This window comes from Streptomyces lincolnensis, from assembly GCF_021173675.1.
In the GTDB taxonomy this organism is placed as follows: Bacteria; Actinomycetota; Actinomycetes; order Streptomycetales; family Streptomycetaceae; genus Streptomyces; species Streptomyces lincolnensis_B.
Genome location: NZ_JAIHON010000004.1, coordinates 391,147 through 409,528, shown reverse-complemented (window position 1 = coordinate 409,528; position 18,382 = coordinate 391,147). Strand labels below are relative to the sequence as shown.

Sequence of the window (18,382 nt, the reverse complement as noted above, 5' to 3'; positions counted from 1 at the left end):
CACGAGCCAGCTATGCGTACCCCCCAACCCCCGCCGCCCGAACGGTCCGCCGAGCTGAGGAGGCGGTTCGCCGAAGAGGCGCGCGCCGAGCGGCCCGATCTGTCGACGCTGTGCCTGCTGGTCGGCGCGGAGGCGGACGGCACGCTGGACGAGGCCGGGCTGGACGCGGCGCAGATCGAACTGGACGAGCTGGCGGGACAGCTGCCGTTCCGGCCCGGCGGGCCGCGGTCCTGGGCGGTGGCGCTGCGGGAGCTGCTGGGTGACCGCCGCGGTTTCCGCGGGGCGCCCGTCGACTACCAGCGGCTGGAGTCCTCGCTGCTGCACGAGGTGCTACGGCGCAGGCGCGGGCTGCCGATCCTGCTGTCCGTGGTGTGGATGGAGGTCGCGCGGCGGGCCGGGGCGCCGGTGTACGGGGTGGCGCTGCCGGGGCACTTCGTGGTCGGGTTCGGGCCGCCGGAGGAGCAGGTGCTGGCGGATCCCTTCGACGGGGGGCGGGTGCTGACCGGGGGCGACGCGGAGGTGCTGGTCGCGGGGGCGACGGGGGGTTCGCTGGATCCGTCGATGCTTGGTCCCGCGGAGCCGCTGGAGGTGGTGTTGCGCATCCTGAACAACGTGCGGGCGTGGGCCGCGGCTCGGCCCGAGCGGTCGGATGTGGCGTTGTGGGCGGTCGAGTTGTCGCTGTTGCTGCCTTCGCATCCTGCTCGGTTGCGGTATGAGCGGGCGCAGTTGCTCGTCCAACGGGGGGATTTTCTGGCGGGGGCCTCGGAGTTGGAGGCGTATGCCGAGGTGGTGGGTGCGGTGGATGAGGCGGGTGCGGCTCGGGTTCGGCGGCAGGCTCATGCGGCGCGTTCTATGTTGAACTAGCGGTTGTGTCGCGGCTGCGGGCTGGTGGGGGCTGGTCGCGCCCACGCGGCGGAGCCGCACATCGATACAGCCCCGCGCCCCTAGGTGTGCTGCCGCTGGCCTGGGATCACAGCCAGCCCTTCTCCCGCGCGATCCTCACCGCCTCCGCCCTGTTGCGGGCCGCCAGTTTCTGGATCGCCGTGGAGAGGTAGTTGCGTACCGTGCCCTGGGAGAGGTGGAGGGTGGTGGCGAGTTCGGCGTTGGTGGAGCCGTTCTCGGCTGCTTTGAGGACCTCGCGCTCCCTGTCGGTCAGGGGGTTGGCGCCCTCGGCCAGGGCCGCCGCCGCCAGGGTCGGGTCGATGACCCGCTCGCCCGCCAGTACCTTGCGTACCGCCTCTGCCAGTTGGGCGGCGGGGGCGTCCTTGACGAGGAAGGCGTCGGCGCCGGCTTCCATGGCGCCGCGGAGGTAGCCGGGGCGGCCGAAGGTGGTGAGGACGACCAGCCTGAGGGCCGGGAGTTCCTGGTGGAGCCGGGCGGCGGCCTCGATGCCCGTCGCGCCCGGCATCTCGATGTCGAGGAGGGCCACGTCGACGTCGTGGGCGTGGGCGGCGGCCAGGACCTCGTCACCGCGGGCCACCTGGGCGACGACCTCGATGTCGTCCTCCAGGCCGAGCAGGGCGGCGAGGGCCTCGCGGACCATCGACTGGTCCTCGGCGAGCAGGACCTTGATCGTGCGGCTCGTCATGGGGCGGATCCTACGTCGGCCGCGGAACCCGCCGGCACACGGGCGACCAGCCGGAATCCGTGCCGGGTGCCGCCCGCCTCCAGGGTGCCGCCGGCCTTCTCCAGGCGTTCGGTGAGGCCGGTCAGGCCGTTGCCGGGGCCCTCGCCCGGACCGCCGGAGCCGTCGTCCTCCACGATGAGTTCGAGGAGCGGACCGCCCAGGGTCTGGTGGCGGACGAGGTCCACCGTGCAGCGCCGGGCCCCGCTGTGCCGTACGACGTTGGTGACCGCCTCGCGCAGCGACCAGGCGAGGGCGGACTCGCTCTCCTCGGGGACGTCGGTGAGGTCGGGTTCGGCGGGCAGTTCGGCGGCCACGCCCGCCGCCGTCAACGCGACCCGGGCACCCGCGAGTTCGGTGGACAGGCGGGGGCGGCGGTAGCCGGTGACGGCCTCGCGGACGTCGACCATGGCCTGGCGGCTGACCTGTTCGATGTCGGCGACCTGCTGAGCCGCCTTGTCGGGGTGGTCGGGGAGCATCCGGCCGGCCAGTTCGCTCTTGAGGGTGATGACGGACAGGGAGTGGCCGAGCAGGTCGTGCAGGTCGCGGGCGAGGCGCAGCCGCTCCTCGTTGGCGGCGAGCTGGGCGACGGTGGCGCGGGCCTCTCGCAACTCGACGCTCGTACGGATGATCTCGCGTACGCCGGTCATGGAGAAGCCGCCGAGGAGCGCCGGCAGGAGCAGCCCGCCCAGGAACGCGGTGCCGTCGGGGACCGCGAAGGCGATCGCCGTCAGCAGGGCGGACGCGGCCGGGATGGTCCAGCGGGCCAGGCGCAAGGGGAGCGCGGCACCGGAGCAGATCGACACGTACACGAAGAGCACCAGCCACTCGCGGCCCAGGGTGAGGCTCAGGACGGCCGACTGGGTGGCGAGGACCGCCAGCGAGCCGAGGACCAGGGCGTTGGTCTCGCCGCGTCCGGTGCGGAAGATCAGGGCCAGGTACCAGCCGATGAAGGCGACCAGGCCGGTCCAGCCGAGGACCTGGACGCCGTCGCTGTGCCCGCCGTGCAGCAGGTCGTTCACGGGCGCGCTCAGGTAGACGAGCCAGATGCCGATCCAGAGGGACTTGACGGCCCTCTGCCTGCGGTTCTGCGGGCGCTGCCCGATGCCGACGCTGCTCATCACGCCTTCAGCGTGTCCTTCCGGTACAGCCAGGCCGCGCCGCCGGTGAACAGGACGAAGAAGAAGACGAGGACGACGATGTCCTTGGCGTGCGGGGCCTGGCTCTGCTCGATCGCCTGTCCCAGGGCAGCGTACGCGTGGGTGGGCACCCACTTCGCGATGTCCTGGAGCCAGGTCGGGAACGTCGTCGTGGGCATCCACAGACCGCCGAGGATGGACAGCCCGAAGTAGGTGATCATCGTGATCGGGCGGACCGCGTCGCCGCTCGCGAGGTAGCCGATCGCCACACCCAGGGCGGCGAAGACGAGGCTGCCGGCCCAGATCGCGCCGGTGAGGGCGAGCCACTGCCAGGCGTCCAGCCGTACGTCCTTCACGGTCGCGGCGATGACGAAGACCACGACGATGGACGGCAGGCTGACCACCGCGGCGCTGGCGGTCTTGGCCAGGACGTAGCCGCGGCCCGGCAGCGTGGTCAGCCTCAGCTGACGCACCCAGCCGGTCTCCCGCTCCTTGGCGATGCGCTCGCTGTTGCCCATCAGGACGGCGGTGAGGGCGCCGAAGGAGGCCATGGAGACCATCATGTAGGTCGGCAGGGTGAGGCCGGTGCCGTCGACCTTCTGGGTGCTGTCGGCGCTGCCCGCGATGAGCAGGAACAGCACCGACGGGTAGATCACGGAGAAGAACAGGAACTTGCGGTTGCGCAGGGCGCGGGTCAGTTCCAGCTTGATCAGGCCGTTCACTGCTGCTTCGCCTCCTCGGCGGTGGTGATGGCGACGAAGGCCTGCTCCAGGCCGAGCCCGGCGACTTCGAGGTTGCGGGGGTGGAGGCCGAGGCCGTACAGGGCGTGGACGGTCGCGTCGGCGTCGGAGGACTGGATGCGGACGGTGGGTCCGGAGACGGCGAGGGTGGTCAGGAACGGCAGGCCGCGCAGTGCCTGTTCGTCGATACGGCCCGCCAGGTCGAAGGAGATCCGCCGGACGCCCGCCTTGGCCTTGATCTCGGCCGCGGTGCCGTCCGCGAGGAGGCGGCCGCGGTGCAGGACCAGCACCCGGTCCGCGATCGCGTCGGCCTCCTCCAGGTAGTGGGTGGCGAAGAGGACCGTACGGCCCTGGTCGGCCTGTTCGCGCATGGTGGCCCAGAAGCCCTGGCGGGTGGTGACGTCCATGCCGGTGGTCGGCTCGTCGAGGACGATCAGGTCGCTGTCCCCGGCCGTGGCGAGGGCGAAGCGCACCCGCTGGGCCTGTCCGCCGGAGAGCTTGTCGACCTTGCGGTCGGCGAACCGCGCGATGCCCGCGCGGGACAGCACGTCGGAGACCGGGTACGGCCTCGGGTGCAGGGCGCAGGCCAGCCGCACCAGCTCCTCGACCGTCACCTCGTCCATCAGGCCGCCGCTCTGGAGCATGGCGCCCACGCGCCCGGCGACGAGCGCCTCACGCGGGGTGGTGCCGAAGAGGCGGACGGTTCCGTCGTCGGCGTTCTTCAGCCCGAGCAGCAGGTCGAGGGTGGTGGACTTGCCGGCCCCGTTGGGGCCCAGCAGCGCCACGGTCTCCCCCGCCCGCAGGCTCAGGGTCAGACCGTCCACGGCACGGACATCGCCGTACGCCTTGCTCACCTGGTCGAACGCGACCACCGGGGGTGTCGTTGTCATACGGCCATGGTGGCCTCGGCGGTGCGGGCGCCGTCAGTGTCGGGCGTCCGGAGTGCCGCATGACAGATGTCATGTCACGCGGCACCCCGTGCTCCGTGTTCTGTGCTCCGTGCGGTCAGCTCGGGTTGGTGTCGATGACCCCGGTGCGCTCGGCGGTCGTCTTGCCGCGCAGCGCCTTGCGCAGGACGCTGACGACGTCCTGCGGCAGGACGTCACGCTCTCCGGTCGCCGTCTTGACCTTCACGCCGTCGAACGTGGTGCCGTACGCCTCCTTGAGCGCTTCGAGGTTGTACGTCTCCACGAGCTTGCCGTCGACGGCCTTGACGCCGAGGATCTTCGGCAGCGACAGGGCGCCGAGCGGGATGCTGTGCGCGGCGTCGGTCTCCACGACGACGTTGGCCGACATCGCGGGCTCGGCGAACTCCTTCATCATCCGGTCGACCTCGGCGTTCGAGATCGTCGGCTGCTTGGTGACGGTCGGCAGCGGCACCGCGGAGGCCGAGCCGGTCTCCACCTGGGTGCGGTACGCCTCCTCGACCGCGGTGGTCGACTTGGCGACGTCGATGCCCTTGCCCGCCTTGCCGTACACGGCGACGGCCTTGCCGGACTCGAACTTGATCGTGCCGTCGCTGGCCGAGCCGGCGCCGCCCGCGGCGTCCTCCAGGGCCGCCTGGAGCTTCTCCTGGTCGACCGGCATGACCGGCTCCACGACCCGGTGCTGTCCGAAGAGCGAGCCGACCACGGACACCGGGTTGTAGTCGCTCTTCGCGGCCGTGCTCACCGTGGCCGCCATGTCGAACTGGAGCCCGGCCTGGTCCGGCTTGAGCGTGACCGTCTTGCCGTCGACCGAGAGCTTCAGGTCCTTGTTGACCCGGCCGTCGAAGGTCTTGTTGAGCTTCTCCACGGCGTCGTCGCGGGTGCCGCCGCCGATCTCGACGCCGAACACGGTGGTGCCCTTGGGCACGTCGGAGTGGTTCATGAGCAGCCCGGCGCCGTAGACGCCACCGCCGATCACGATCAGGCCGCCGACGAGCAGGCCGACCTTGCTGCGCCCCTTTTTCTTCTTGGGCGCGGGGATCGCCGCGGGCGCGGGCTGCGCGGCCGGCTCCGGGAACTTCGGGGTGGCCTGCGTGGTCGAGCCGTCGGCGGGCGCGCCGGACCCGAACGCCGCGGCGCGGTCGGCCGGGACGACGGGGATGCCGCTGGTGACGGTGTGCCCGGAGACGTTGTCCGCGGCCCCGCCGTAGCCGTGCGGGCCGGGTTCGGGGGCCGGCTTCTGCGGGGTGAGGATCGCGGTGTCGTCACTGAGCCCCCCACCGGGGCCGAGGCCGGCGGCGTGGGCGCCGGGGGCGGTGCCGGGGCCCGGGGCGCCGTGGGCACCGGGGCCGCCCGGCCCACCGGGTGCGCCCGGACCGCCTGGACCGCCTGGACCGCCTGGACCGCCCGGACCGCCCGGACCGGCGAACGGGTCGGAGCCGCCGGGGCCACGGACGCCGGTGGAGCCGCTCGGGCCGCCGGGGCCGGAAGGACCGCCGAGGGGGTTGGAGCCGCCGGGGCCGGAAGGGCCGGAGACACCGGAAGGACCGCCGAGCGGATTCGAGCCGCCGGGGCCGGACGGGCCGCCGGGGCCCGCGAAGCCGTCGGGGCCGTTGAAGTCGCGGGAGCCTCCGAAGGGGTCGGAGCCGGGGCCGGCGGGCGGGACCATCGGGCCGTCGCCGGTGACCGGTCCGCCGGTCGGGCCCGCGGGGCCGTGCGGGCCCGCCGGGCCGCCGGAACCGTTCGGCCCGTGGTAACCGCTGGGGTCGTGGGGGCCGCCGAGGCCGCCCTGACCGCCGTACGGGCTCTGGCCGTTCTGGCCGTTCTGGTCGCCGTAGGCGCCGAGGTCCTGGTCGTAGGCGCTCAGGGGGCTCTGCGAACCCGGGCCCTGGCCGTTGCTCCGACCACCGTCCTGGCCGCCGTTCTGGCCGCCGCCGTTCTCCGCGAAGTACGGCAGCTCGTCGCGGCGCGGTTCGGAGCCGTTCTGGCCGGGGCGGGAGCCGCCCAGCGCCTCGGTCACGTCGAAGGAGCCGGTGCCGCCGCCGTGGCCGGGGGCCACCGGGCCGCCGGTGGCGCCGGGGAGCCCCGAGCCGTTCGTACCGCCGGAGCGGGAACCGCCCGGCACGCTCATGGAGCCGACCACGCCACCGGGCCTGGCACCACCGGGTCGGGCACCGCCCGCCGCGCCGGAGGGACCCGCGCCGGGAGCGCCGGCCGCCGAACCGCCGGGCAGACCGGCCCCGTTGGTGGAGCCGCCGGCCGGACCGCCCTTGGCCGGGCCGGACTTGCGCGGCGCGAACCAGTCGCTCGCCTTCTCCTCGGCGGGCGCGGGCTCGGCGGGCATCTCAACGGTGCCCGTGGAGGCGCCGGCACCCGGCGCCGACGCCTCGGCGTCCGCACGGGTGTCGTCGGCGCTCTCGCTGTCACCGACGGGCTGGCGCACGACCACCGGCGGAATGGGCCGCGATCCGGGGATGTTGATCCGGATCCGGGTGGTCAGCGTGGTCTCGGTCTTGCGTTCCTCCGGCTGCGTGGCCGAACGGCCCGCGTCCGGACCGCCGTCGGGAGCCACGGGCGTCCCGTACGGCGGCGTGCCGGAGGGGTATGCGGCTCCGCCGCGCCCGTTGGGCCCGGAGGACGGAGTGTCAGTTTCACGACTCAAGGCAGGTTCTCCCGGTTGGCTCCGCCGCCCGCGTTACGACCTCTCTCGGGCGACTCGGCGGCGCGCACCACCATACTGGCCACTTCTCACGCGTATCCCACGACCGATGGGGAAACCCACACGGGACTCGCACGGACTCGGTCAGGCGAAGTGGTACGTCACTTGCCAAGTCGGACGCCGTCGCCGCCCGGTTGCCGCCCCAGGCCAAGGGTGGCGCAGATCACAGCGACTGCCATACCTCCGAGCAGGAAGAGGTAGGAGCCGCTTCCCGCGGCGAAGACGAAGTCGCCCTCCGGCCGGCTGGCGGTGAGCAGGACGACCGCGATCATCCAGCCGGCGGCGGGCGCGACGGCACCGCCCCGGCTGTTCGCGGCCCGCGCCCCGCCGAGCAGCAGCCCGGCCTCGCCGGCCAGCGCGAGGAGCAGCCCGCCCGGGAACCAGCCCGCCTGGACCAGCGCCCCGGCCACGCCGACCACGGCACCCAGCACCAACAGACCCAGGTAGAGGGCGGCCCGGCCGAGGGAGGGGCGCTGCAGCGGCTGTGCCAGCATCGAGGAACGGTCCGTGGCACTCATGACGCCTCCTCGACACCGGCTCCATGGATACCGGCGAACAGGTCGGTCTCCCTCTCGCCTGCCCGTTCTCCGCGCACCAACTCGTAGTACTCGGTGGTGAACAGGGGTTGCGCGAGTTCGTTCGAGAGCAGGAAGTAGGGCTCGGCCACGGTGATCTGCGTGGCATGCGCGCTCATCGCGGCGGCCTTGGCGGCGGCGTACCCGGTGCCGTGCGCGGTGCCGTCGATCTCGGTGGTGATCCGCTCGTCGTCCACCACGCCCGGTACGTCGTCGATGACGGCCGCCTTGGCGAAGGGCAGCTCCGGCAGCTCCCGTCCCAGCCGGGCGAAGGCCTCCTCGGCCACGGAGCGCGGGACGCGGTTCCAGTAGACCTTGGCGATCCCGAGGCCGGCCTCCTCGGCGAGTTCCGCGGCGCGCATGGCGACGCGGTGGGCCTGGATGTGGTCGGGGTGGCCGTAGCCGCCGTTCGGGTCGTAGGTGACGAGGACCTGGGGCCGTACCTCGCGGATCACCTCGACGAGGGACGCGGCGGCCTCCTCGACGTCGGCCTGCCAGAAGCACGCGGGGTCGTCGTTGTCCGGCAGGCCCATCATCCCGGAGTCCCGGTAGCGGCCCGCCCCGCCCAGCTGACGGAAGTCCTCGACACCGAGCGCGCGCATCGCCTGGGCGAGCTCCCGCAGGCGGTACTCGCCGAGGGCGGCGCCGCTGAGGTGGGCGAGCTCGGGCGGGATGACCTCGCCGTGTTCGCCGAGTGTGCAGGTGACCAGCGTCACCCGGGCACCCTCGGCCGCGTACCTGGCCATGGTCGCGCCGTTGTTGATCGACTCGTCGTCCGGGTGCGCGTGCACCAGGAGGAGGCGCCGGGCGGGTGGTTCCGTCATGGGTCCACCCTACGAGGCGGCACCGACAGCGGGCGCGGCAGCGGGCCCACGCCGCTCGCCGTCGCCGGCGGCATGGGCCCGTTTCGTACGTGCGCGGCCGGGAACCCGGCCGCGGGGTCAGAACTTGATACTGCCGATCATGCCCGCGATGTTCGTCGTCAGCTCACTGATCGTCGGGGCGACGGTCGAGGAAGCCAGGTAGAAGCCGAGCAGGACGCACACGACCGCATGCCCGCCCTTCAGTCCTGATTTCTTGATCAGCAGGAAGACGACGATCGCCAGCAGCACCACCGCCGAAATCGAGAGTGCCACGGCGGCTCACCTCCAAAGAACCCAGGGACGTGGGGGGTCGGACGGGAACGGACCTATGGGGGCAGATAAATCCATGCATCAACCAGCAGGTTCATACCCACTATGCGCTAGTGATCATAACTATCCGTACGTGCGCATCGGTCGGCGCACGGCCGCACAAGGGGGCGCATGGCCAATATGGTCGGGGCATGACGACCGAGGCTGACTCCTTCCCCCGCCGCCACGCCCGTACCCAGCGGTTCACGCTCGGCGCGCCGCGCGCGTTCAGCGTGGCGCCCGACGGTTCGCGGGTCGCGTTCCTGCGCTCGTCCTCGGGCACGGACCGGGCCAACTCCCTGTGGGTACTGGACCTTTCGGACGGCCGGGAGCGCGTGGCGGCGGACCCGCGCGCCCTCCTGGGCGGCGCGGACGAGCACCTCTCCGCGGCGGAGAAGGCCCGCCGGGAACGCAGTCGCGAGGGTGGCGCCGGCATCGTCGGCTACGCCACCGACACAACCGTCGAGCTGGCCTCTTTCGCCTTGTCCGGGCGGCTTTTCACGGCGGAGCTGCGGGCCGGGACGGCACGCGAACTCCCCGCCCCGGGCCCGGTGATCGACCCGCGCCCCTCCCCCGACGGCCGGCACATCGCCTACGTCGTCCAGGGCGCCCTCTGGGTCGTCGGGGCCGAGGGTGGGGGCGACCGGGCGCTCGCCGAGCCGGACGCGGAGCACGTGACCTACGGGCTCGCGGAGTTCATCGCGGCGGAGGAGATGGGCCGGTCGCGGGGGTTCTGGTGGTCGCCGGAGTCGGACCGGCTGCTGGTGGCGCGCGTGGACGACACGCCGGTGCGACGGTGGTGGATCTCCGACCCGGCGCATCCGGATCGTGAGCCGCAGCACGTGCCGTACCCGGCGGCGGGGACGGACAACGCGGACGTCCGGCTGTTCCTGATCGACCTGGACGGGATGCGCACGGAGGTTGTCTGGGACTGGGCCCGTTACCCCTATCTGGCGCATGTGCACTGGTCAGCGGCGGGTGCACCCCTGCTGCTCGTACAAGCGCGCGACCAGCGCAGTCAGTTGTACCTCGCCGTGGATCCGGCGACCGGGGCGACCCGGATGGTGCACGCGGACGAAGATCCAATTTGGCTTGATCTTTTCGCCGGGGTACCGAGCTGGAGTCCGTCCGGGCAGCTCGTGCGTGTCGCGGACGAGGGCGGCGCGCGGGTGCTGGCGGTGGGCGAACGCCCGCTGACGGGCCCGCAGTTGCACGTCCGTGCCGTGCTCGACGTCTCGGACGACGACGTGCTGGTCTCGGCGTCGGCCGGAGAGGGCGCCGAGCGGCCCGAGACGGGCGAGGTGCACGTCTACCGGGTGAACGAGCTCGGCATGGAGCGCGCGTCACAGGAACCCGGCGTGCACTCGGCGGTGCGCGCCGGGGGCGTGACGGTCCTGGTGTCGGCGACGCTCGACCGGCCGGGGGCGCGGGCACAGGTCCTGCGCGACGGAAAGCCGGTCGCGACGGTGGCGTCGCACGCCGAACATCCCGGTATGTCCCCGCGCGTGACCCTCACCGAGGGGGGCGCACGCCGAATCCCATGCGCCGTGCTTATGCCACAGGACTACCAAGAGGATGCCCCTCTTCCGGTTTTGCTCGATCCCTACGGTGGTCCGCACGGCCCCCGGGTGCTCGCCGCCCACAACACCCACCTCACCTCCCAGTGGTTCGCGGACCAGGGTTTCGCGGTCGTGGTCGCCGACGGCCGGGGCACCCCGGGCCGCTCCCCCGCCTGGGAGAAGGCGCTCCACGAGGACTTCACGGTGTCGTTGGACGACCAGGTCGAGGCGCTGGAGGACCTGGCCCGGCGGTATCCCCTGGACCTCTCCCGCGTGGCCATCCGCGGCTGGTCCTACGGCGGTTGGCTCGCCGGGCTCGCCGTCCTGCGCCGCCCGGACGTCTTCCACGCGGGCATCGCGGGTGCCCCCGTCACGGACTGGCGGCTCTACGACACCCACTACACCGAGCGCTACCTCGGCGACCCGGCGGCGAACCCCGAGGCGTACGCCAAGAGCTCCCTGGTGACGGACGAGGGCCTCTCCGCTCCCGTGGAACCGCACCGCCCGCTGCTCATCGTCCACGGCACCGCCGACGACAATGTCGTCTTCGCCCACGCCCTCAGGCTGTCCTCCGCGCTGCTGGCCGCGGGGCGACCCCACGAGGTGCTGCCCCTGTCGGGCGTCACCCACATGACCCCGCAGGAACAGGTCGCGGAGAACCTGCTGCTGCTTCAGGTCGACTTCCTCAAGCGGGCGTTGGGACCGGCCTGAGCCGACCGGGATCTCCCGGTGACACGGCAACGGACCGGGGCGACATGGCGCGCCCCGGTCCGTTTACGGCACCCGCACGGCCGTACGTCGTTCAGAGTGAACCGTCCGTATATCGAGATCGGGTCGGCCAAGTTGCCTGTGTGTTAACGAGTTTTCTGTGCATTTGGGATGCTATTCCCGACCTTTTGCAAGATCGTCCGACGGGTCTTCCGGGGGCACCACCTGCTTCTCCTCGGCGAAGTGGCAGGCCGAGTCGTGGGCCGTGGGCCCGGTGGTGAGCCGGAACTCCGCGGGCACGGCGAGGGCCGGCACCTCCAGGGCGCAGCGCTCCTGGGCCTTCCAGCAGCGGGTGCGGAAGCGGCACCCGGAGGGGATGTTCGTCGGGGAGGGCACGTCCCCGGTGAGGATGATCCGCTCGCGGTGTTCGCGGGCCTCCGGGTCGGGGACGGGGACGGCGGACAGCAGCGCCTGGGTGTAGGGGTGCGTGGGATGGTCGTAGATCTCGGCGTCCTTGCCGATCTCTACGATCCGGCCCAGGTACATCACGCCGACGCGGTCCGAGATGTGCCGGACGATCGACAGGTCGTGGGCGATGAAGACGTAGGAGAGGTCGAACTCGCCCTGGAGACGGTCCATCAGGTTGATGACCTGCGCCTGGACCGAGACGTCCAGGGCCGAGACCGGTTCGTCGGCGACGATGACCTCCGGGCGGAGCGCCAACCCGCGTGCGATGCCGATGCGTTGGCGCTGGCCGCCGGAGAACTGGTGCGGGTAGCGGTTGATGTACTCGGGGTTGAGGCCGACGACGTCCAGGAGGTCCTGGACCTTGCGGCGCCGGTCGCCCTTCGGGGCCACCTCGGGGTGGATGTCGTACGGCTCCCCGATGATGTCGCCCACCGTCATCCGGGGGTTGAGGGAGGTGTACGGGTCCTGGAACACCATCTGGATGTTCCGGCGGACCGCCTTCAGGGCCTTGCCGGACAGCTTGGTGATGTCCTCGCCCTTGAAGCGGATCTCGCCCGCCGTCGGCCGTTCCAGGTTGACCAGCATCTTGGCGACCGTGGACTTGCCGCAGCCGGACTCGCCGACGATGCCGAGGGTCTCGCCCTTGCCGAGGGCGAAGTCGACGCCGTCGACGGCCTTGACCGCGCCGACCTGTTTCCTGAAGACGATGCCCCGGGTGAGCGGGTAGTGCTTGACCAGTCCGCTCACCTGGAGAATCGGCTCAGCCGTCGAGGCCATGCAGGCACTCCCTCCAGAAGTGGCAGGCGCTGCCCCGGTCCTCGTCGACCTCGTACAGCGGCGGTACGTCGGTGCGGCAGACGTCCCGGGCCATCGGGCAGCGCGGGTGGAAGGCGCAACCGGGCGGGATGTCCATGAGGTTGGGCGGCAGGCCCTTGATGGCGTAGAGCTCCTGGCCCTTCTGGTCCAGGCGCGGGATCGACTCCAGGAGGCCGCGGGTGTACGGGTGGGCGGGGGCCTTGTAGATGTCGTGGACGGGGGCCGACTCGACGATCCGGCCCGCGTACATCACGGCGATCCGATCGGCCACGTCCGCGACCACGCCCAGGTCGTGGGTGATGAGGATCAGGCCCATGTGGTACTCGCGCCGCAACTCGGCGAGCAGCTCCATCACCTGGGCCTGGACCGTCACGTCCAGGGCCGTCGTCGGCTCGTCGGCGATGATCAGGGCCGGTTCCAGGGCCATCGCCATCGCGATCATGATGCGCTGGCGCATACCGCCGGAGAACTGGTGGGGATAGTCCCGCACCCGCTCCTTGGCCGCCGGGATGCGGACCCGGTCCATCAGCTCCACGGCCTTCGTCCGCGCGTCCTTGCGGGACATGCCCCGGTGCACCACGAACATCTCGCCGAGCTGGTCGCCGACGCTGAGCACGGGGTTCAGCGAGGACAGCGCGTCCTGGAAGATCATCGCCATCTCCGCGCCGCGGATCCTGCGCCGCTCCTCCTCCTTCAGCTTCAGCAGGCCCCGGCCCTGGAAGAGGATCTCGCCACCGGTGATCCGCCCGGGCGGGATGTCGAGGATGCCCATCACCGCCTGCGCGGTCACCGACTTCCCGGAGCCGGACTCACCCAGCACCGCGAGCGTCTCCCCGGCGTCCACGCCGTAGGTGACCCCGTTGACCGCCTTGGCGACCCCGTCCCTGGTCCGGAACTCCACCTGCAGGTCACGCACTTCGAGCAGCATGACGACGGCTCACCTCGGCTTCGGGTCGTAGAACGTGACGCATGTCGAGCGGCAGCACTCCGCACACCCCGGGCTCGGCCGAGGCCGTCGCCCGGGACGCCGCACGCCGCCCGCCGCTCGCATCGGCCTCGGGCCGAGGGCGTCGCGCGCGGGGGCCGCCGAGCGGATGAACGCCGATACGGTGACCACCGGCCCCGCCCGGCCCACACACGGCCGGCCCGATGGCGCGCGACGACCGGCCCTCGCGACCGAATCCCCGGCACCCCTCGCGTACGCCCCACCGCACACCGCTCACCTCAGCTTCGGGTCGAGGGCGTCGCGGACCGCGTCGCCGAGCATGATGAAGGCGAGGACGGTGAGGGCGAGGGCGCCGGCGGGCCAGAGGAGCATGTGGGGGGCGTTGCGGATGTAGGCGGAGGCGGCGGAGATGTCGATGCCCCAGCTGACCGTGGGCGGTTTCAGGCCGACGCCGAGGTAGGACAGGGTCGCCTCCAGCGCGATGTACGTACCGAGCGCGATGGTCGCCACGACGATCACCGGGGCCACCGCGTTGGGGGTGATGTGGCGCAGCAGCAGGCGGGAGTTGGAGGCGCCCAGGGCGCGGGCCGCCTGGACGTAGTCGTTCTGTTTGGCGGTGATGACCGAGCCGCGGGCGATCCGGGAGATCTGCGGCCAGCCGAGCAGCACCATGAAGCCGATGACCGGCCAGACGGTGCTGCTGGTGACGACGGACAGCAGGACCAGGCCGCCGAGGACGACCGGGATCGCGAAGAAGATGTCGGTGATCCGGGACAGGAACGAGTCCCAGAACCCGCCGAAGAACCCGGCGAGTCCGCCCAGCACCGAGCCGAGGATCGCCACCAAGAGCGTGGCGCAGACGCCGACCGTGACGGACGTACGGGCGCCGTAGACCGTGCGCGTGTAGACGTCGCAGCCCTGGCCGTCGTAGCCGAAGGGGTGGCCGGGCTGGGATCCCTCCTGGGCCTTGGCGAGGTCGCACTTGAGGGGGTTGCCGGAGGCGATCAGGGACGGCCACAGGGAGATGACGACCAGGAAGAGGATCACCAGGCCGGAGATGATGAAGACGGGGTTGCGGCGCAGGTCGCGCCAGGCGTCGGACCACAGGGAGCGGGGTCTGCCCGACGGGCCGTCGCCGGGGCCGGGGCCGCGCTCCAGCGTCTCGCCCTCGCTCGTCGCGAGGTCCATCGCCCCGCCCATCCCGGTCGCGGCGATCACGCCGTCCTCGGGCGCCCGGCCCCCGCCCGACTTGAACGGCTCCTGCGGCAGCGGCTCAGGCATAGCGGATCCTGGGGTCGAGGACGGCGTAGAGGAGGTCGACGAGAAGGTTGGCGACCAGGAACACCAGGACCAGGACGGTCACGAAGCCGACGACGGTCTGGGTGTTCTGGCGCAGGATGCCCTGGTAGAGCTGGTAGCCGACGCCGTGGATGTTGAAGATCCGCTCGGTGACGATGGCGCCGCCCATCAGGGCGCCGATGTCGGTGCCGATGAAGGTGACCACGGGGATCAGGGAGTTGCGCAGCAGGTGGCGGGTGATGACCCGGCGGCGGGGCAGGCCCTTGGCCACCGCCGTACGGACGTAGTCGCTGCGCCTGTTCTCCGCGATGGAGGTGCGGGTCAGCCGGGTCACATACGCCAGTGACACGGACGCGAGGACCAGGCCGGGCACGATCAGCTCGTCGAAGGTGGCGTCCGTCGACACCGAGGGCTTGATCCAGCCCCACTCGACGCCGAGGAGGAGCTGGAGCAGCAGACCGGTGACGAAGGTGGGGACCGAGATCACCACGAGGGTGAGCAGCAGCACCGCCGTGTCGATGGGACGGCCGCGGCGCAGGCCGGTGACGACGCCCAGCACGATGCCGATGACGATCTCGAAGAGGATGGCCACGATGGTCAGCCGGATGGTGACGGGGAACGCCGTCGACATCAACTCGGTGACTTTCTGGCCGTTGAACGCGGTGCCGAAGTCGCCGGTGAAGACGTTGCCCATGTAGGTCAGGTATTGCTGCCACACCGGCTTGTCGAGGCCGAACTCCCGCTTGAGCTGGGCAGCCGTCGCCGGGTCGCACTGCCGCTCGCCGCACAGGCCCGCGACGGGGTCGCCCATCACGTTCACCATGAGGAAGATCAGCAGCGTGGACCCGACGAACACCGGGATCATCTGGAGCAGGCGCCGGACGACGTACCGTCCCATGACGCCGCCTCAGCCGACCTTGATCTCGTTGTAGACCGGGACGCTGAAGGGATTGAGCTTGACGTCGGAGAGCCGCTCCGAGTAGCCGGCGCTGCCGTTCTGGTACCAGAGCGGGATGGCGCCCATGGCGTCCCGGAGGACCTTCTCGGCCTCCTGGAACTTCTCCACCGCCGTGGCGGTGTCGGTCTCGGCGTTGGCCTCGTTCACGAGCCGGTCGAAGTCCTTGTTCGTCCACTTGCCGTCGTTGGAGGAGGCGTTGGTGTAGTAGAGCGGCTGGAGGAAGTTCTGGATGAGCGGGTAGTCCATCTGCCAGCCGGCGCGGAACGGGCCGGGCATCTTCCGGTCGGTGATCTGGTTGCGGAAGTCCGCGAAGGTGCCGATCGGGTTGCCGACGCACGCCTTGTCGTTGTCGAGGGCGTTGTTGATGGAGTTGCAGACCGCGTCGACCCACTCCCGGTGGGAGCCGGTGTCCGCGTTGTACGTGATCTTGATCTGACCGCCGGGGAGCCCGCCGCCCTCCTCGATCAGCTTCTTGGCCTCGTCTGGCTTGTACGCGCAGGCGTCGCCGCACAGGCCCTCCTTGAAGCCGCCCTCCTCGCCCAGGACCGGGGAGGTCCAGTCGGTGGCGGGGGTGCGGGTCTTCTGGAAGATCGTCTCGGTGATCTGGTCGCGGTTGATGGCCATGGACAGCCCCGTGCGGACCTTCTCCATCCCCGCCTTGTTCCACTTGGCGTCGTAGAACGGGAAGGCGAGGGTCTGGATGATGCCGGCGGGGGTGTTGATGTACCGGTCCCCCAGGTCGCTCTGGACGTTCTTGAGCTGCGAGGCGGGGACGTCGTCGACCAGGTCGAGGTTGCCGGCCATCAGGTCGGTGTAGGCGGTGTTGTTGTCGGTGTAGACCTTGAGGGTCACCCCGCCGTTCTGCGCCTTGTCCTCACCGGGGTAGTCGTCCCGCTTCTTCAGGGCCATCTGCGAGCCCTTGGTGTACGACTCGATGGTGTACGGGCCGTTGCCGACCGGCTTCTTCACCCAGGCCGCGTGGTCGGTGAAGAAGGCCCGCGGGAGCGGGGCGTAGGCGGGGTAGCCGAGGGTGTCGGGGAAGGTCGAGAACTTCTGGTTGAGCTTGACGGTGAAGGTCCGCTCGCCGGTGACCTTCAGGCCCGAGAGGGTGTCGGCGCTCTGCTTGCCGCCGTCCTCGGGGTGGACCTTGTCGTAGCCGTCGATGTAGCCGAAGAAGTACGCGTTCTTCTGGTTGTTCTTCAGGCTCGCGCCGTAGTTCCAGGCGTCCACGAAGGACTTGGCGGTGACCTTCTCGCCGTTGCTGAAGGTCCAGCCGGGCTTGACGGTGACGGTGAAGTTCTGGGAGTCGCTCGTCTCGATCTTCTCGGCGAGCATGTCCTCGGCCTTGCCGGTCTCCGGGTCGTACTTCTTCAGGGACCGGAAGATCATGTCGAGGACCTTGCCGCCCTGCACCTCGTTGGTGTTGGCCGGCTCCAGCGGGTTCTGCGGGTCGCCCCAGGAGGAGCTCAGCACGGCGGCGCTGTCGCCACCCCCGCTGTCGCCGTCGCTGCCGCCGCCCCCGCAGGCCGTCGCCGCGAGGGCTACGGCCGCCGCGCCCGCGGCCCATCTGGCGTGCGTGGCTCCGCGCATGGATGCCTCCTCATGAGTGCGCTGTGCCGCCGGGCAGCTGAGCGCAGGGTCTTTGCGCCAAATATCCACACAGTCATGAGGAACCACATGTTCTCGGCACCCGTCCGGGTCGGCCGTCCCTCATCCGGAGGTCATCCATCCAGGTGAGAGCGGTATGTGCAGCATGCCGGAGGAAATTTTCACGTATACCCGGGAACCAGATGATCAAGCTCAAGATTCGCTCAAAACCCTTTGCTCCCGCAGCCGTCGAGTGAATGATCTGTCGTGTTCCGAACAAGATCACGTTCGGGCAGAGATCAGTCTCCGGAAGGTGATTCATGAAGCGTGCCATCGGTGCGGTCCTCTCCACCGCCCTGCTCACGGGTGGAGTCGTCGCCGTCTCCGCGGCCCCGGCCGCCGCGGGCATCGTCTGCTCCGACGACCCGATCTACTCCATCGGCGACAAGAAGACGGTGTGGAAGCCGACCAACGTCCACAGCGACTGGGCGAAGCCGGGCGTGACCATCAGCTACGCGAAGAACAAGACGGGCAGTTGGACCGCGACGGGCACCGCCACCATCGGCGCCGAGGCGGGGGTCATCTTTGCGAAGGCATCCACCTCGTTCAGCGTCTCGGTCGGCAAGACCTGGTCGAAGTCGGACACCTGGACGTACTCCGCGACGGTGAAGAAGAAGGCGGGCAAGACCAAGGGCCGCCTGATGATGTACCACGAGGCCAAGGGCTTCAGCGTGACCAAGTACCGTCTCCAGCCGACCGGTTCGCAGACCTGCAAGAAGGTCAAGGTCTGGAAGAAGTCCGGGATCGTGGCCCCGGTCAAGCGCAACAACAACCTGTGGGGCATCCAGTACAGCTGAGCCCACGGCGGTGACGGAGACCGGTAACACGGGAGGCTACCGGTAGCCGACACCCACCTGACGCCCCGTCGGACCCCGGTCCGGCGGGGCGTCGCTGCGTGCGGCCCCCGACACGCCGTCAACTCTCCACCAGCGGCTCTTCACCGGTGTGGACCAATGGCTGACACGCGTACGTCAGTTCGTTGTTTCCGCAGGCCACATGGGCTGTCGTGCCCCGTTGACGCCCGCGGAGCGCCACTGGTAGACACACTCATCAATCACCGGCCCCAGGTCCGATCCAGCAGTCCGA

General features: G+C 70.8%; 16 protein-coding genes. 3 read left to right on the top strand and 13 right to left on the bottom strand.

Annotation, left to right across the window (positions count from 1 at the left end):
- The first annotated feature begins 12 nt into the window (after positions 1 to 12).
- The gene (locus K4B79_RS12680) at positions 13 to 864 is read left to right on the top strand and encodes a transglutaminase family protein (protein ID WP_232026625.1); all 852 of its coding nucleotides are present in this window, start codon (positions 13 to 15) and stop codon (positions 862 to 864) included.
- 106 nt (positions 865 to 970) lie between these two features.
- Here K4B79_RS12680 and K4B79_RS12675 read toward each other — a convergent pair whose 3' ends face one another.
- The 8 genes from K4B79_RS12675 to K4B79_RS12640 form a co-directional block, all read right to left on the bottom strand.
- Complete coding sequence (locus K4B79_RS12675) at positions 971 to 1,588, bottom strand: response regulator transcription factor (protein WP_232026624.1); 618 nt, start codon at positions 1,586 to 1,588, stop codon at positions 971 to 973.
- Complete coding sequence (locus K4B79_RS12670; RefSeq protein WP_232026922.1) at positions 1,585 to 2,745, bottom strand: sensor histidine kinase; 1,161 nt, start codon at positions 2,743 to 2,745, stop codon at positions 1,585 to 1,587. The genes K4B79_RS12675 and K4B79_RS12670 overlap by 4 nt, the downstream gene beginning before the upstream one ends.
- On the bottom strand, positions 2,745 to 3,485 hold the full coding sequence (locus K4B79_RS12665) for an ABC transporter permease (RefSeq protein WP_232026623.1): 741 nt from the start codon (positions 3,483 to 3,485) through the stop codon (positions 2,745 to 2,747). The genes K4B79_RS12670 and K4B79_RS12665 overlap by 1 nt, the downstream gene beginning before the upstream one ends.
- Complete coding sequence (locus K4B79_RS12660; protein ID WP_232026622.1) at positions 3,482 to 4,393, bottom strand: ABC transporter ATP-binding protein; 912 nt, start codon at positions 4,391 to 4,393, stop codon at positions 3,482 to 3,484. Before K4B79_RS12660 ends, K4B79_RS12665 begins: the two co-directional genes overlap by 4 nt.
- Before the next feature lie 115 nt (positions 4,394 to 4,508).
- The gene (locus K4B79_RS12655; RefSeq protein WP_232026621.1) at positions 4,509 to 7,091 is read right to left on the bottom strand and encodes a hypothetical protein; all 2,583 of its coding nucleotides are present in this window, start codon (positions 7,089 to 7,091) and stop codon (positions 4,509 to 4,511) included.
- Between the two features lie 158 nt (positions 7,092 to 7,249).
- Positions 7,250 to 7,666, bottom strand: coding sequence for a DUF6113 family protein (locus tag K4B79_RS12650; RefSeq protein WP_232026620.1), 417 nt, complete (start codon positions 7,664 to 7,666; stop codon positions 7,250 to 7,252).
- Positions 7,663 to 8,547 (bottom strand): N-acetyl-1-D-myo-inositol-2-amino-2-deoxy-alpha-D-glucopyranoside deacetylase, encoded by an 885-nt coding sequence (mshB, locus tag K4B79_RS12645; RefSeq protein ID WP_232026619.1) that lies wholly within the window; start codon positions 8,545 to 8,547, stop codon positions 7,663 to 7,665. The genes K4B79_RS12650 and mshB overlap by 4 nt, the downstream gene beginning before the upstream one ends.
- A gap of 117 nt (positions 8,548 to 8,664) precedes the next feature.
- The gene (locus K4B79_RS12640) at positions 8,665 to 8,859 is read right to left on the bottom strand and encodes a hypothetical protein (RefSeq protein ID WP_053749487.1); all 195 of its coding nucleotides are present in this window, start codon (positions 8,857 to 8,859) and stop codon (positions 8,665 to 8,667) included.
- A 188-nt stretch (positions 8,860 to 9,047) separates the two neighbouring features.
- Between K4B79_RS12640 and K4B79_RS12635 the strand changes: the two genes are divergently transcribed.
- The gene (locus K4B79_RS12635) at positions 9,048 to 11,165 is read left to right on the top strand and encodes a S9 family peptidase (protein WP_232026618.1); all 2,118 of its coding nucleotides are present in this window, start codon (positions 9,048 to 9,050) and stop codon (positions 11,163 to 11,165) included.
- 171 nt (positions 11,166 to 11,336) lie between these two features.
- Here the strand turns inward: K4B79_RS12635 and K4B79_RS12630 are convergent, their stop codons facing one another.
- The 5 genes from K4B79_RS12630 to K4B79_RS12610 form a co-directional block, all read right to left on the bottom strand.
- Positions 11,337 to 12,407, bottom strand: a complete 1,071-nt coding sequence (locus tag K4B79_RS12630) for an ABC transporter ATP-binding protein (RefSeq protein ID WP_232026617.1) — start codon at positions 12,405 to 12,407, stop codon at positions 11,337 to 11,339.
- The gene (locus K4B79_RS12625; protein ID WP_232026616.1) at positions 12,391 to 13,374 is read right to left on the bottom strand and encodes an ABC transporter ATP-binding protein; all 984 of its coding nucleotides are present in this window, start codon (positions 13,372 to 13,374) and stop codon (positions 12,391 to 12,393) included. The genes K4B79_RS12630 and K4B79_RS12625 overlap by 17 nt, the downstream gene beginning before the upstream one ends.
- Positions 13,375 to 13,665: 291 nt before the next feature.
- Positions 13,666 to 14,673: an ABC transporter permease gene (locus K4B79_RS12620; RefSeq protein ID WP_232026615.1), complete on the bottom strand. Its 1,008-nt coding sequence runs from the start codon at positions 14,671 to 14,673 to the stop codon at positions 13,666 to 13,668.
- Positions 14,666 to 15,589 carry an ABC transporter permease gene (locus K4B79_RS12615; protein ID WP_232026614.1) on the bottom strand — a complete coding sequence of 308 codons (924 nt, stop codon included), beginning with the start codon at positions 15,587 to 15,589 and terminating at the stop codon, positions 14,666 to 14,668. Before K4B79_RS12615 ends, K4B79_RS12620 begins: the two co-directional genes overlap by 8 nt.
- A gap of 9 nt (positions 15,590 to 15,598) precedes the next feature.
- Positions 15,599 to 17,239 (bottom strand): peptide ABC transporter substrate-binding protein, encoded by a 1,641-nt coding sequence (locus K4B79_RS12610; RefSeq protein WP_232026613.1) that lies wholly within the window; start codon positions 17,237 to 17,239, stop codon positions 15,599 to 15,601.
- Between the two features lie 317 nt (positions 17,240 to 17,556).
- Here K4B79_RS12610 and K4B79_RS12605 point away from each other — a divergent pair, with 317 nt between their 5' ends.
- Complete coding sequence (locus tag K4B79_RS12605) at positions 17,557 to 18,093, top strand: hypothetical protein (protein ID WP_232026612.1); 537 nt, start codon at positions 17,557 to 17,559, stop codon at positions 18,091 to 18,093.
- Positions 18,094 to 18,382 lie beyond the last annotated feature (289 nt).